The organism is Maricaulis sp. MIT060901 (genome assembly GCF_047123815.1).
Taxonomy (GTDB): Bacteria; Pseudomonadota; Alphaproteobacteria; order Caulobacterales; family Maricaulaceae; genus Maricaulis.
This window is the reverse complement of record NZ_CP138920.1, coordinates 1,775,008-1,790,421: the sequence shown is the minus strand read 5'-3', so window position 1 is coordinate 1,790,421 and position 15,414 is coordinate 1,775,008. Positions and strand designations below refer to the sequence as shown.

The window sequence follows — 15,414 nt, the reverse complement described above, 5'->3', positions numbered from 1 at the left end:
CAGAAGCAAACGAGAAACCGCGCGCGCGCGCGCGTGCGCTCGCTGCCGGCCGAAACGCGGTTTTCCTTGGACACTGGATTCCCCCCCGTGGCGCAGGGCGCCAACACTACGCGTCCGCCAACAGGCGGACATCCCCTCATGGGTGAGATCTAAGCACGAATACCAGCATCAAACCAAGGAAATTCGTTAACGACTGCCGCTGAAATTCGTCAATACGGCCACGTGGCCACGTGGCCACGCCTCCAAAAAAATCGCATCAAGGCATTGATTTATTTATTTTTTATCTAGTGAGCACCGCGGCGGAGCAACACCGATGGAATGGTTTTCAGAGCGATCTCGATGTCCAAGGCCGCAGACCATTGGCGAACATACTGGATATCCATCGCCACCCGGTCCGAGAAATCCGTTTCAGCGCGGCCAGACACCTGCCACAGGCCAGTCAACCCGGGGCGGGCCATCTTGTAGAAGGCAATATCGCTGCCATAGAGCTGGGTATCATCCAGCTCGGTGCCCGGCGCGTGGACGATCGGCCGCGGACCGACGAGTGACATGTCTCCCCGCACGACATTGATCAGCTGAGGCAACTCGTCAATGCTCCAGGTACGAATGAACTCACCGAAGGCGGTGATACGTGGATCGTGGCGCAGCTTGCGGGTTTCAGCCCATTCGCGCGCAGCCCTGGCATCATCCCGCAGCAGCTGCTCCAGACGCGCCTCCGCATCGACCCGCATGGAGCGGAACTTGTAGAAGCGGAAGGCCTTGCCTTTATGACCCAGGCGCTGCTGAACAAAGACCGGCGCGCGCCCATCCGCGCACCAGATGACTAACGCCACCAGAGCCAGCAAAGGTGCCAAAACAATCAGGGCCGGAATGGCGAGGGCCAGGTCGACAAAACGCTTGAAGCGGCTGTTGGCCGGACGGCGGTCGATGTCCGCAACATCCTCACGCGAGGCACCGGCGCCGTAGACGGGAATATCGAGATCATAGGACATCCGATCGGAGATCGTCTCCGCCAGATCCATGCCTCTTTCATTTCCGCGTCTCTCGTACACTTTAACCCCCGTTTCAGCCACCACGCCTGGCACGCAGTCGGCTACTCCGCGTAGTATTTCCGATAGGCCTGGTAATAGGCCCCGTAACTCGCATCGCCGTAACGCGACTGCTTCTTCAAGTTCACCCCCGTCAGCACGACACCAATGATGTTGGCGCGAGCCTTGCCAAGCGTTGCAATGGCGTTCTTGACGACCGGCGCGCGGGTCTCGCCCCAAAGGGCGTTGAAGATGACGGCATCAGCACGGCTGGAGATAATCATGGTCTCGGCCACGGCCAGGACCGGTGGGCAATCGAGTACAACCAGATCATATTCCTGCTTGGCCCAGGCGATCAGTTCGGCAAAGGCCTTGGTTCCGAAAACGTCCTTGGTCGTCGTGCGCGACTTGCCAGCCGGCAGGATATCCAGATCGGTCTTGTTATCCTTGTGCACAGCCGTCTTGAAATCGCCCGCCCCCATAAGACTGTCCAGCCAGCCATTGCCGGCGCGCCCGGCCAGGGCATGAGACAAGCGACGACGACGAATATCGCAATCGATGACCAGCGTCTTGCTACCCGCCATGGCGGAGATCCGGCCCAGACACACAGAGCTCGTCGTCTTGCCTTCCCCCGGAACTGCCGACGTAATGGCAACGACCTTGTTCTTGCCCGGTTCATCCGACAGGGAAATCGTCGACCGGATCGAGCGAATGCTTTCGGCGAAACCGGAAAGCGGCTTCTTGACCAGGTATTGACCCGGCGTACGCGCACCCACCGTCAGCGGCGACAGCAAGTTGAAGCGCAGCATCGGAACAGACGCGATATGTGGCAGACCCAGCTTATTCTCGACATCCCGATCCAGGAACAGGACATTGGTCAGCATCTCGATCAGGAAAATCACGGCCAGACCAGCAGCCAGCCCCATGGCCGCGCCGAGAGCCAGGTTCAGCTTCAGGTTCGGTGAGCTCGGCGCCGTCGGCAATTCGGCCTGCGAAATCACACGTGCATCGGACTGGGCCAGGGATTCCTGTTCGGAGGTTTGCTGGAAACGCGCCAGGATGGACTGGAAGAGCGTGCGGCTGGCGTCAGCCTCGCGCTCCAGCTCCTGCAGGCGAACAACAGACGCGTAATTATCTCCCAGCTCGTCACGCAGGCGAGCCAGGCTTCCTTCCAGGGAATTCACCCGGCCACGCGCCACAGCCACCTCGTTGGAGAGGCTGGCAACGATGCGATCGACCTCGAGGGAAATCTGGCTGGAGAGGTCCTCGATCTCCTGGTTGATCGTCTGCATTTGCGGGTGACGCGGACCATAACGCGTACTCAGATCACCACGACGACGGATCGCGTCTGCATGGGCGCTGCGCAGATCACGGATGACTTCCGACTGCAGCGCCTCGGAAATGGTTTCCGCACTGGCTCCTCGGTCAACCTCTCGCTGGACCGTGCCCAGGCGCGCCTGGGCTTCTGCCAGGGCGGCACGCTGCATAACCAGCTGGGCGTTGACGTCTGAGATTTGTTGCTCGGTCAGCGTCGCACCGCCAGCATCCAGCAGGCCCGCCTCCTCACGGAAGCTCGCAACGGCTGCCTCTTTTTGCCGCACATCATCACGCAGCGTCTCGACACGACCATTCAGCCACTCATTGGCACGCTGCGTTGCGGCAAATTTCTCTTCAAGCTGGGCGACCAGATACTGGTCGACATAGATGTTAGCGATTTCCCGGGCAAGGCGCGGATTGGCGGACGTCACACTGACATCGATCAGATAGGAGACACCGCTGCGCTCGACATGCAGGCTGGACAGGAGCTCGCTGACCACGCGGTCGCGAGCAATTTCCGGATCAACCGTCGCCGTTGATGCTGCGCCGATAGCCTGGGTCGGCATCATGGCGTTGGCGAGACGAACAACCGAGCTCCGCAGCTGGTCCATCATGCCCGGATCGCGCAACTGCGGATTGAACTCGCTGACACCCATCAAGCCCATGCGATCAACGATCGCGCCAGCCAGGGAGCGGCTGCGCAGGACTTCAACCTCGGTGTCAACCGTAGCGGAATCAGGAGGACTTCCAGCAAGCACCGCGTCGAAATCGACGACCTGCGCCTGCTGGACATCCAGGGCGACCTGGGCGGTTGCAGTATAAAGCGGCGTTGAGCGAGCGGTGAAGACCACCGTCGCGGCCAGGACGAGCACAGCCACCCCCACAAGGGTCCAGAGGCGTCTCTTGACGATGTTGATGATGCCCAGAAAATCAATCAGATCTTCGTTTTGTGCATCCGCTGCTGCGTACATCCTGTCCATAACACTGCTCAAATACTCGCTGTGACCGTTTCATGTTCACCTAGATGAACACACCGGGCATGACGCCAGGATGAACTACGGTCTCAGCACCACCCTCAACCCAATTACGTTCTGTTCGAAATCCTGCCCCGGGAACGCGCCAGAGGACTCCTGGTCAATCCGTGTGAAGGATGCCTCGACACCCAAATTGCGATTGACATACCAGGTCGCGCCGGCCGAAGCCGACCAGCGCTCATCGACACGGTCGATGCCCAGGAAATCATGTTCGGACCGCTCAACCTCTGCGGACAGGACCAGATTGCGCAGCAATTCATGGTCCACACGCGCCGCATAGGTTTCCGAGGTGAAACCACCACTTGCCTCGAAAGGCGCGTCCTCGATGTGACGCGAGCCGCGAACTGTTACCGTCGTCAACTCGGTCGGATACCATTCAACCAAGCCATCCAGACCCCACCCGTCGAGCTTGCCCTGAGCGGGATCGTCATAAGTCTGCTCGTTGAAACCAACGCCGATAACACCACGCGCCACACCGCCAATATCAAAATCGGCACCGACATCGATCATGTAACCGTCGGAGTCACGATTGCTCGCGACCGCTGGTGGCGCGAGATCGTAATCGCGCTCATTCTTGCGGTAACGCGCGAAAACGGAGGTAAAGGGCGACACCGCGTAATCGCCGCGGATCGTGTAGATTGTCTCGTCGCGATCACGGAAATCCTGGTCGGCGAAACCACCGCCGATCAGCGCGGCATCATCGAAGTTGAAGTTCGACTGGTCGCGCCGCAGGATGACCCGCGTCCGGCCGAAATCAGCCTGGCCACCAACCCACCAGTTGGTGGTGTTGTATTCAACCGGCTTTGCCGCGATGGACGCAGCGCCGGCCGCCGTGCGGGGCTCAACCAGCTCGGCAGCGCCATACCCGGCCTCGAACAGGACGCTGCGCGTCAGATCGACATGTCCTGCCAGACCGATATCGGTCGTCCAGCTGCTCTCGTCGGAGAAATCATTGAATTCGCGCTTGAGCCCATGGGCCCAGCCGCGCAGCCCATGACGTGACCAGGTGGTCTCGACATCAATCGTCGGATTTATAATCCAGATCGTATCGGATTCCTCGCCGGTCGAAGCCGCGAAGATGTTGTCGTTGAAATCAACGCCCAGCGTCAGCTCGGGATCAAAGATCCAGGCGCCGTACTGGACGCCCTCGGATTTAAAATCGGGGCGTGAACGCCCCATGACACTGGCATTGCGCGCACGGAAGAAGTTTCCTTCCTCGGTCGGGTCATGGGCAAAGGCTGTTTCGGGCAGCACAAGGCCTGCCAAAGCGCTGGGCAACGCGACTGCGAAAAATCCGTACTTCATGGTTCTCCCCCTGGTTGTTTCCTGAGCACCGAATACGCTTTTAGCATATCAATAGTCCGAGTTCCCGCCGCCTGGCGGCGGGACCGGTGGACGAGGGCGCCGACCGCCCCACTCGTGATCCGACCAACGACGACACAGATTGATCTCGTCATCTCCCAGACCGGTCTCCGATGAATAACCATCATTGCCGCGCGGTTGGTGGATGCGGACATAGGTCAGGGCATTGCGAATGGCTACGACAGGCGCGGCAGTTGCCTGCACGACAGTCAGCGCATGGCGCTCTTCCGGCGCAGACGCGCCCGAAGTACGCAGGGCCGTCCGCAAGGCGGCCTCATACTCACACTGGGTTGCATCTCTGGCCAGCGAGTCGACGACATCGCGCAACTCGGTCACCAGTACGGGTTCGGGCTCGGGTTCGGGCTCGGGTATAAAGACGACTTCCGGTTCGGGCCCAGGTTCGGGTTCCGGCTCAAGTTCCGGCTCAGGGGCTGGCTCTGGTGTCAGCTCGGGCGCTGGCACTGGTTCCGGCTGAGGCTCGGGCTCCGGCACGTAATCAGGCGCCCATGCACACGGGTCCGGCGCCTCGCAGCTGGTGATAACATCGCTGTCGAACTCATAACCATCAATATCATCGGGCTGGAGCAGATCGACATTGGTCAGAGCGTCATAAAAGACCATGCCGCACTCTTCATCCATGTCACAGACGCCATCGGCCTGAACCTGGGCAAGGGCGCGGGACTCGGTCTCGCCATCGACATCGGCCTCGATCAGCACACGCTGGACGGCCGCCTCGATCTCGCACTCAGCGGAATCCAACGGCAATTGCTCGAGCACGGTCTTGATACGATCCGCCAGCCAGTCGACGGTCGCGACACCGCCGGCAGAGGCCGGAGCACCAAACAGGCAGGCGGCGCCCATGGCTGCCGCGGAAACCGTCAATGCCTTGCGATAACGAAGCAGCTCATGACGAGTGTTATGCGAATAATTGCGCATGCTTACCCCCCGTTTGCAGAGAACCAGCCGACTGCAGCCGACTGCCGTCGGTGCACACACCCCAAAGCCCCCGCTCGTGTGCGCGTCCCGAAAAAGTTAAGAAAAGGTATCAACTGGCCGTTCATCTCACCTCACCCAAATGGGTTAAGAGACGTTAACTTCGAAACGAGATCGGATTTCGACCGGAATGAGACGTGTTTTCGGCAGCGGCGTTCATACTTGCGTCAGGTTGGGAAAACGGGCCACGATGCGCGCATACACGTGAGGGGAGAGCGCGATGTTCGGTTTAGGAGGCCTGCAAGGCAAAGCCCGGAACATGCCGCGCTGTGACCGGCTGATCTACGCAATCGGCGATATCCACGGGCGCCACGATCTGCTCACCCGGCTCCTGACAAAAATCCGCAAGGACAAGGGCGATTCCGAGGCTGAAATCATCCTGTTGGGGGATTATGTCGATCGTGGACCCTACTCCCGAGATGTACTGGAATCATTGAGTGCTGGCGCACCTGACGCCAGCATTCGCCTCACTTGTCTTCGCGGCAATCACGAGCAGACCCTCCTGACATTCCTCAACGATCACCAAATCGGTCCCGAGTGGGGCAAACATGGCGGCGTGGAGACGCTTGCGTCCTATGGAGTCTCGCTTCCAAAACGGCGCACAAATCCGGACGACTGGGCGCCGTGCCAGGCGCAATTACGTGAGAACATGCCAGCCCATCACCTCGCCTTCCTGGAAAGTCTTCCGGTGATGGCTGACCGCGAGCCCTATCTGTTTGTGCACGCAGGTATTGATCCGGAAACACCCCTTGGGGAACAGTCCAGCAAGACCATGATGTGGATCCGGGAACCGTTTCTCAGCTTCAATGGTCGCTTCGAGCGTTTCGTCATTCACGGCCATTCAGCTGACAAGAAGCCGACCCGTAAAAGATACAGGCTGGGCATAGATACCGGCGCCTATATCACGAACACGCTGACCGCAGTCCGTCTGGACAAACGCGGTGCCAGGTTGATCCAGAGCTAGACCCTGCCACGCTTTCGCCATACCTGCCCCGAAATCACCCAATTGGGTTAATACCGCATTCAAGCTCGCTGCTAGACCTTTTACGGACTGTTAACTCACAGGACCCGGGCGGTTTAGCGTGGCTGATATCTATCTCGAAGACGGACGCAATCAGGATGGCGAAAGCGAGGTCGCGACCGGTAACGCCTTCAAAATTCTGGGCATAGCCATAAGCGCGACCTCACTTGATCGCGCGGCGGACCAATTGGAAACCTGGTCTGAGGACAAGCTGGGACGCTTTGTCTGCATTCGCGATACGCCCAGCCTGGTCCACGCCCAGGATGATCCCGAGTTCAAGGCCCTTCACACTCAGGCCTCTATGGTAACGCCAGATGGATCACCCCTGGCACTCGTTGGCTGGCTTCGTGGCTATGATGTCAGCCGCACCTGTGGCCCCGACCTGTTCGAGCTGATGATGTCACGCGCCCAGGCAAACGGGCTGAAACACTATTTCTACGGCGGCAAGGACGGTGTGGCGGATCAACTCAAGGCGCGCATGGAGGAGAGATACCCCGGTGTGCAGATCGTCGGCACGGAATGCCCGCCCTTCCGCCGGCCAATGCCGCAGGAGGAAAGCGAGACCATCGAGCGCATCGTGGAATCCGGGGCCGACATTGTCTGGGTCGGACTGTCCTCCCCGAAGCAGGAATTCTGGATGGCGCGCAATCGCGATCGCCTGCCCTGCACGCTGATCGGCGTGGGCGCCGCCTTTGACTTTCACTCCGGTGAAGTCGAGCGCGCACCACGCTGGATGCAGAAATCCATGCTGGAATGGGCACACCGCCTCTACTCCGAACCGAAACGCTTGTGGCGACGCTATTTGATCCTTGCTCCGAGATTCGTCATGTTGGCCGGACTTGAAACCCTTCTGGCTGCGCGGCTCTGGCGACGACGCAGAACGACCGCTCCTTAAGGAGTCGCTCACTGTGCTGACACGATTGTGGGCCCTGGCCCGGGAATACAGAGACGTCAACTGGTCGCTGATGGACCAGGCGCTCGTATCCGGCTCGAATTTCCTCACCGGTGTATTGATTGCCCGCGCGCTCGGCCTGGAAGGTTTTGGCATGTTTGCCCTGATCTGGCTGATCGCGGTCTTCATCCAGAATATCCAGCACGCAATCATCAACACACCCCTGCTCACCTATGGCGCCCAAGCCAATGAAGAAGATCGCCCGACCCAGCTCGGAGCCGTCATGATACGCCAGCTGGTGTTTTCGGGCGCTTCTACATTGCTGACCTTCGTCACCATGGTTGCGACCATGGCCATGCAGGAAATCCCCAATATCGGCATGGCCGCCGCACTGTCTGCCTGCATTGCAACGACCCAGTGGCAGGATTTTTTCCGGCGCCTCTACTTCACCGTCGACAAGCCGTTTGTCGCGACCCTGGTTGATAGCGTGCGCTATCTCGGCCAACCTCTGTTTCTGCTTGTTCTGCTGGCCTTCTCAGCGGAAACCCTCTCTGTCACAACAGTGTTGTGGATCACGGCACTTACAGCCGGCCTCAGCTGCCTGGCGGCGCTCTTTTCCCTGCCGAAAATCCAGGCGCCTGGAGCCGAGTTCAATGCGATCAATGACTTACACTGGGAGTTCGGAAAGTGGATGGCCGGCACCGCCATCCTCCAGTGGATAGCGCTCAACATTTTCACGCTTTTGTCCGGCGCCTTGCTGGGGCCAGCCTATGCAGGCGCCCTGAAGGCCACGCAGTCCCTGCTCGGTATCCTGCACATTCCGTTTTTTGCACTTGATAATTTCCTGCCGTCTCGCGGCAGCCGGGCGCTGCAGACCGATGGCAGCGTCGGCCTGGACAAAATGCTGACGTCCTATCTGCTTTATGGCACCGGAGCCGTGCTGGGTGTTGCCCTGATTTTCTTTGTCGCCCCGGCCTTCTGGCTGGGCATGGTGTTTGGCGAGGATTTCACCGCTCACGCGGACATTCTGCGCTGGTACGGTCTGATCTATGTCTTCTACTTCATCAATCTGATCTACCGCTTCGGGTTGCGAATTCTCGGGAAAACACAGGCTATTTTCGCAGGTTATGTCGCGGCCGTCGGCATCCTTGCGGTCGTCGCCTATCCGCTCTTGCTCAATTTCGGGCTGGCCGGTGCGGTATTTGGATTGGCAGCCGTGCCTCTGATCCACCTCGCTGTTCTCTATCCGGGATATCGCAAGGCCCTCATGCGCAAGGAGCCACCGGCATGACCGGTCTCCCCCTGCGCTATACACCTCGCCTGATCAGCCTGGTCGCCCTGCTGGCTATCCCGGTGTTTTTCTACGCCAAAAGCTTCGACGCCTTCCGCCCGTTCGGGTCCTTGCCACTGCTGGCTGTGCTGGGCCTGTGCGTTGCCGGAACCGTGCTGATGCGTCGGGTTTTCGTGAACTGGATTTATGTTGTCCTGGTAGGCTACAGCCTCTTTATCCTGGCCCTGTCCCTGATGGGTTTGATGCCGGAGGCCTGGACACGCTATTTCGAGACCGAGGCTGCGCTGCGTCACTGGCTGGCCATTCCGTCACTGGCGCTGGCGACGACCGTGTTTGTCGGCCTGTTTACGCGGTACCGTGACTTCATCGTCAAGCGCGCGCTGGCCCTCACCATATTCTTCTACCTCTACGAACAGGCGATGCTTTTCCTGACCGACGAGGATTTCTACTGGCTGATGTATGACGTCAAGAACCAGTCGATGGCGACAATGATGACGCTGATCATCTTCCTGTTCAGGGAGCGTCGCGCGATCTGGATCGATCTGGCGCTTATCATGATCTACCTGTTGATGGCGGCCTCTTCGTCCCACCAGATCCTCGCCCTGGCGCTGCTGGCGCTGCGCCTGGCACCACGGGAAAACTGGGTGGTCATCGGCGTGGGGTCGGTCATTGGCCTCATGCTCATCCTGGCACCCATCTATGCTTCGGACCTTTGGGAAATCGACCGTAATGCGGCTGTACGAGCGATCATGTGGCGCGATGCGGTCGACGCCATGGTCCAGTCGAACGGGCTCGGTGTCGGCTTTGGCACGGAATACATCCGCAACCAGTTTTACGCACTCGGCGTGGGCGATTGGCGCGTCGTATCGGAAGGCGGCGATTCCCGGCTGTATCTGAGTTCCCACAGTGCCATCTATGACATGGCCGTTCGTCTGGGCCTGCCAGGCATCTTACTGGCAACAGCCTGGATCAGCTCCATCGCCCTGGCGCCGCGAGGCCTCAGCGCCATCGGCCGCAAGACCTATGCCGCCATGTCCTGTTGTTTCATTGTCTTTGCAGCCTTCAATCCGGTCCTGAACTCGTTCAACATCATCTTCGGCGGCGCCATGATGCTCGCCTGGATGCAGGTCATTGCGCTGGAAGCCAGATCGGCCCGATCAGCTGAACCCGCGACATCGACAAATTCATTGCCGGTTCAGGCGGCTGGCTGATAATCTCAATTACAAGCTAACTCCATTGTCTGGGAGGGGAAAATGGCTCGCGCATTTGTATTGTTCCTGATTGTTTCGCTGACCAGTGTCGGCCTCGCGCTGTTTTCTCCGACTGCCCAGGCCCAGGCACAAGCGGGTCAGCCGGTCTATGTCCTCGGCTCCGGCGACCAGATCAGCGTGACCGTCTATGACGAGCCCTCGCTTTCCGGCCAGTTCCAGGTTGACGGCACCGGTTCGGTTTCCCTGCCTCTGATCGGCCAGGTCCAGGCGGGGGGCCTGACGGTTCCCGAATTCGAGCAGGCGGTCGAAACAGCTTTTCTGGACGGATATCTCAATCATCCGCGCGTCAATGTTGCGGTGCTGAACTACCGGCCCTACTACATTCTCGGCGAAGTCCAGACCGCCGGTGAATACCCCTATACGGACGGCCTGACGGTCCTGAACGCGGTTGCCACAGCAGGTGGCTTCACCTATCGCGCGCGCCAGAACACCGTTTACATCAAGCGTGCCGGAGAAGAGGATTTTCAGCAGATCCGCCTTTCCGCGTCCACCCGCGTACAGCCTGGTGACACAATCCGGATCGCAGAACGTTTCTTCTAGGCGAACGGGCTGGGGGAGCTCGAATGTCGCGTCGCGCACCAACATTGGCAGCCAGTCTTGTCTGGGCATCACCCCTGGTGGTGCCGCTGGCGTCAATTCCGCTCTATGGCGGTGACACACCGGCCGCCACACTGGCCCTGTCCGGAATTGCCTTTCTCCTCGCAGCCCTGGCCGTGATATTCTCACCGCAGCGCCCCATGCAGCTGCCGCTGGTCGGAGCGTTCTTCTATGTCGCCTTCATCGGCTTCGCGCGCTACCAGGGCTGGCTGTCCTCCGGCGTGCATGAATACGCAGCGCTGGGCGCGTGCGGTGCGATCTGCCTGGTCGGCTATCTTGCCGGGCATAACGGGCGGTTGGTCGAGCGCCTCTGGCAGTGGAGCCTGTGGGCCGGCGGCGCCCTGGCCGTAGCGGCCTTCCTGGATTTCGCACTGGACGCCGAGTTCAGCTTCGGGCGGCCACGCCCCTACCATTCCGAACGCCTGGCAGCGCCCTTCCTGTCGGCGAACACTGCGGCAACATTCTACGGCATCATTGTCGTCATGAGCGCCGCAGAGCTCAGCCGCATCCTTTCAGCACCCGCCGCGCATCCGCTCAAGACAGTGGAGCGCATTGTCGTTCGCGGACTTTTCCCGACCACTTTCCTGCTCTTTGCCTTCTCCAATGTTATCCTGTCGGCATCACGCGCCGGGCTCGTGGCCACAAGCACGGCCTTGCTGTTTCTGGTGTTATGGGAGGTATTGTCGCGCCTGCTGCGGGGTCGTCTGAGCTTGTCGCTTGCCAAAGTCAGCAGTTTTGGCGGTATCCTGATCCTGGTCGCTGGCGCGCTGTTCCTCGCCTCAGGTGATTTGCTGCAGGACCGCCTCGCCAGCGCAGGCGAGGACGACACCAGGATTGTGTTGCTGCAGGCCTATGCCAGCGCCGTTGATCTGGAACCAGTCTTTGGTCACGGCCTGGGCAGTTTTGCGTGGGTCAATGATCTGATCGTCACCCCGGAGAACGCCGACCTGTTGCAGACTCAGGGCGCGGCACACAATGTCTATCTGCAATGGCTGATCCAGGCTGGCATCGTCGGCACGGCCCTGCTGGCCTTCATCCTGCTGCCGATCCTGCTGAGCATTTTCATGGGACTATTCCGACGCAGGCGCCGCACCACCTATCTGCGCGCGACACTGTGCATCGTAATGCTGGTTGGCGCTCACGGGATGGTGGATTACGCGCTGGAAATCCCGATGGTCGCCTGGTGGTCCGCCTGGATCATCGGACTTGCCGCCGGACTTTCGGTGAAGGGGGCAAGCCATGAAAACTGAGCGGCTGCTGAACCTTGTGACCCGCGCTGGTCTCGCGCTTGGCCTGTTAGGCTTTGCCGCCTGGTCGGGTCTCGCTGCCATTGAACGGGCCGATGGCGCGTCGATGGCAGAGATGTCGGACACCGCCTTCAGAGTCCGCATGGCCGGAGGACTACCAGAGGGCGCTTCGGCGAGCTGGTATGCCGCCGTGGGCGAACGCGCCCTGCGCGTAGATGGATACGATCCGGAATTTGCCGTGCTCGCTCTTGAACGCTCACTCCGGCTTGAAGACAGGGATGGTGAAAACTGGGCCCGCCTGGCCTATGCCCGCCTGGTCGCTGGAGACAGCCCGATATCTGTATCCACCGCTCTAGGTCGCTCCTATCAGCGCATGCCGATTGGCCAGTGGCAGTTTCGCCGCTGGCGCCTGACCCTGGTCGAGGCAACCTGGCCAGAACTGCCGGTCAGCGTTCGCGCGCAGGCGGCTCTGGAAGCCGCACAACAACCTGTGGGCTGGCTGGAAGATCACTCCCCAAGCGTGCTTTCTGCCATGCAATCAGGAAGCTAAGAGACTATTTTCCTGACCCGTTCGGATGAGGATTCGCCTGAAAAGCGACCCGACTAACCTATTTGGGGTAGTCTCTGGACAATTTTTTTGTATTCTAAGGCATCCAGTTGCGAAAACTGTTAGCAGTCTCATGATTGGTTCAAGTTTGGTCACTGCGCACAATAATTCACGGGGTAAGCACGGACGGTAATCGCCGTCGCTTGGATATTTTTGTGCGAGGGGGGAGTAATCGGTCATGTTGGACCGAAGAGGTTCCGTGTCGCCTGATTTTGATGGTGACGGCGCTCTGTTTTCCAAAGCGCTTAACAGTCTTGCGTCCGCTGCCCTGCAAGAAGGTGGTTGGCGGATTGCATTGCGCGATCTCTCCGCACTGATGAAGGGGCCTCTACGCCTGCGCCTGTTCCTGGGCGATGCCAACTCGGAATACCTTGAACAATATGACTGGCAACGCACCAATGCCGTCAGCCCGTCGACCTTCACCAAGGCCACCACGCCCAAGACGGCCGGCTGGAAAGGCGTTCACGCCCAATATCCGAAAACTCCGGTTAGCCTCATTGAGGACAATGCCAAGCTCTCGGTCCGGGCGCTGCTTGCATCAGGCGAAACCTTCGGCGGATTTCCAGTCAGCCGCTCGATCGTGGCCTTGCTCGACATGGGCGGCGTCCAGGGTGCACTGGGTGTGGATGTAGGCAATCTGGACGAAGATGGACGGATTGCGGCCGCGGAAATGATGCGGCGCCTGCACCTAGCGCTGGAACAGGCTGCGGTCGCCCATTCAACCGTCTGCGCCATCCAGAGCCAACTCCTGTTCAGTGGCTCTTTGCTGGACCATCTTCCCTTTGGCCTGATTGCTCTGGACAGGACTGGCCGGGTCATCAACACCAATGCAACAGGTCGGCGCCTTATCGACCTGGACAGCGTTCTCGCCGTCCGCGATCACCGGCTTTATGGATGCGACAGTTCTGAGAACCAGACCGTCCAGACCGCTTTGCAGAACTTGCTCTCCTCACAGGAAGACTCCGAACCGCGTCTGCTCAAGCTCTACGGGCTGGATAATGAGAAGCCGTGGAGTGTCTCAATATCGCGTCCGGCAAACCAGGGCGAGGAAAGTGCCAGAGCCTGGTCGTCCCAGCGCCCCGCGATCGTGATCTGCTTCTCGGACCGTGACCCGATCACCACGGTTCGTTCACGTCAGATCGCAGCGACCTATGGCCTGTCGCCCCAGGAAGAAATGCTGGCATCGCGCATTGCTGCAGGAGATAGCCTGGCAACCGTTGCCCAGAAAACCAAGCGTAGTGTCGAGACCCTGCGAACACAGCTCCGTGCCGTCTTCCAGAAGACCGAAGTGCGATCCCAGGCGGAGCTGGTCCAGCTGGTTCTGTGTGCACCTACCGCGCCAGGCTTTACCGGATAAACACCACAGAATAGATTGGCTCATTCGCAAGTCACTGCTTGGAATGAGATTTTTACCCCATCAAAAACAGAATGTTGTTCTGTTTTTTCGATTGTGCCCGCCCTCGCTCTGTGTGAACCTATGGGAGATGATCAGGTTCTGCCGGCGAGGGAGGCAAGCAGACATGAAACGACTTCTAATGACGAGTGCGATGGCACTGGCGCTGGTTGCCTGTGGCAATTCCGGCCAGGAGGGCCGCGATGTTTCCCAGGCTGACGCCAGCTACCAGGATACGCTGCTGGAACAGCTGATCGACGCACAGCCAGGCGATGTGATCGAGATTCCGGCAGGTGTCTATCACTTCACCTCCTCTCTCATGCTCACCGTTGACGGCGTCACCATTCGCGGCGCTGGCATGGACGAAACCATCCTCAACTTCCAGGGGCAGGTCGCGGGTGCCGAAGGTCTGCTGGTCACGGCCAATGATTTCACCCTGGAGAACCTGGCGATTGAGGACACATCAGGCGACGCCCTGAAGATCAATGGCGGCACCAATGTTGTCATCCGAGGCGTTCGGGTTGAATGGACAAATGGATATTCCACCGATAATGGCGCCTATGGCATCTATCCCGTTCAGTCCGAGAACGTCCTGGTCGAGGACACGGTCGCCATCGGTGCGTCTGATGCCGGCATCTATGTCGGCCAGTCGCGCAATGTGACCGTGCGCAACAGCCGTGCGGAATACAATGTCGCCGGGATCGAGATCGAGAACTGCATCGGCGCGGACGTCTATGGCAATGTCGCGACGAACAATACGGGCGGCATCCTGGTCTTCAACATGCCCAACCTGCCCCAACCGGGCTACCAGACGCGTGTCTACGACAATGACGTCTTCGAGAACAATACCGAGAATTTCGGGCATGCCGGCACGCCGGTCGCCAGTATTCCGGCCGGTTCGGGTATCGTCATCAACTCCAACGACCAGGTCGAGATTTTCAACAATCGCATCGCCGACAACAACACGGCCAATATCATCATCTCCAGCCTGCACACGACCGGCTATGCAGACAGTGCGGTGCAGTCGGATTTCGACGCTTACCCGGAGGGGATCTGGATCCATGACAACACCTATTCCGGTGGCGGCAACTCCCCTGACGGTCTGGACCTCAACGCGCTGAAAGTCATGATGTTCGGACTGACCGGACGGCTACCAGACGTGCTGTTCGACGGTTATATCGATGAAGGAAAGTTCGTGAACGGCGAAATGCCGGCGGAGCTTCGTATCTGTGTCAGCGACGAGGTTGATGTCCTCAACGCGGATGCCCCGAACGGGTTCGGGTCCCCGGTCGTCGACACCGAGAATTATCGCTGCACGCTGGATCCACTGCCCGCCAGTCACCTCAACTGGCTCGACTAGG

The 15,414-nt window shown here is 59.5% G+C and carries 13 protein-coding genes; 9 read left to right on the top strand and 4 right to left on the bottom strand.

The annotated features are described in order from the left end of the window. Positions 1-284: 284 nt before the first annotated feature. From SIC17_RS08860 to SIC17_RS08845, 4 genes are all read right to left on the bottom strand, one after another. Positions 285-1,022, bottom strand: a complete 738-nt coding sequence (locus SIC17_RS08860; protein WP_412545129.1) for a sugar transferase — start codon at positions 1,020-1,022, stop codon at positions 285-287. Between the two features lie 71 nt (positions 1,023-1,093). Further along, on the bottom strand, positions 1,094-3,325 hold the full coding sequence (locus tag SIC17_RS08855; protein ID WP_412545128.1) for a GumC family protein: 2,232 nt from the start codon (positions 3,323-3,325) through the stop codon (positions 1,094-1,096). A gap of 75 nt (positions 3,326-3,400) precedes the next feature. Continuing rightward, positions 3,401-4,684 (bottom strand): outer membrane beta-barrel protein, encoded by a 1,284-nt coding sequence (locus tag SIC17_RS08850; RefSeq protein ID WP_291891067.1) that lies wholly within the window; start codon positions 4,682-4,684, stop codon positions 3,401-3,403. Between the two features lie 48 nt (positions 4,685-4,732). After that, positions 4,733-5,677, bottom strand: coding sequence for a hypothetical protein (locus tag SIC17_RS08845; RefSeq protein ID WP_291891066.1), 945 nt, complete (start codon positions 5,675-5,677; stop codon positions 4,733-4,735). Between the two features lie 277 nt (positions 5,678-5,954). Here SIC17_RS08845 and SIC17_RS08840 point away from each other — a divergent pair, with 277 nt between their 5' ends. From SIC17_RS08840 to SIC17_RS08800, 9 genes are all read left to right on the top strand, one after another. After that, complete coding sequence (locus tag SIC17_RS08840; protein ID WP_412545127.1) at positions 5,955-6,698, top strand: metallophosphoesterase family protein; 744 nt, start codon at positions 5,955-5,957, stop codon at positions 6,696-6,698. Positions 6,699-6,816: 118 nt separating this feature from the next. Continuing rightward, positions 6,817-7,650, top strand: a complete 834-nt coding sequence (locus tag SIC17_RS08835) for a WecB/TagA/CpsF family glycosyltransferase (protein ID WP_412545126.1) — start codon at positions 6,817-6,819, stop codon at positions 7,648-7,650. 13 nt (positions 7,651-7,663) lie between these two features. Then, complete coding sequence (locus SIC17_RS08830; RefSeq protein WP_412545125.1) at positions 7,664-8,938, top strand: lipopolysaccharide biosynthesis protein; 1,275 nt, start codon at positions 7,664-7,666, stop codon at positions 8,936-8,938. Next, positions 8,935-10,149, top strand: a complete 1,215-nt coding sequence (locus SIC17_RS08825) for a hypothetical protein (protein WP_412545124.1) — start codon at positions 8,935-8,937, stop codon at positions 10,147-10,149. Before SIC17_RS08830 ends, SIC17_RS08825 begins: the two co-directional genes overlap by 4 nt. A gap of 42 nt (positions 10,150-10,191) precedes the next feature. Beyond that, positions 10,192-10,749: a polysaccharide biosynthesis/export family protein gene (locus SIC17_RS08820; protein ID WP_291891061.1), complete on the top strand. Its 558-nt coding sequence runs from the start codon at positions 10,192-10,194 to the stop codon at positions 10,747-10,749. Positions 10,750-10,772: 23 nt separating this feature from the next. Next, positions 10,773-12,056 carry an O-antigen ligase family protein gene (locus SIC17_RS08815; protein WP_412545123.1) on the top strand — a complete coding sequence of 428 codons (1,284 nt, stop codon included), beginning with the start codon at positions 10,773-10,775 and terminating at the stop codon, positions 12,054-12,056. Then, positions 12,046-12,603, top strand: coding sequence for a hypothetical protein (locus tag SIC17_RS08810; protein WP_291891059.1), 558 nt, complete (start codon positions 12,046-12,048; stop codon positions 12,601-12,603). Before SIC17_RS08815 ends, SIC17_RS08810 begins: the two co-directional genes overlap by 11 nt. Before the next feature lie 235 nt (positions 12,604-12,838). Continuing rightward, a complete protein-coding gene (locus SIC17_RS08805; protein ID WP_412545122.1) occupies positions 12,839-14,017 on the top strand; it encodes a hypothetical protein in 1,179 nt (392 codons plus the stop codon). Between the two features lie 163 nt (positions 14,018-14,180). Next, positions 14,181-15,413, top strand: a complete 1,233-nt coding sequence (locus SIC17_RS08800; RefSeq protein ID WP_412545121.1) for a parallel beta-helix domain-containing protein — start codon at positions 14,181-14,183, stop codon at positions 15,411-15,413. The last annotated feature ends 1 nt before the right edge of the window (position 15,414 follow it).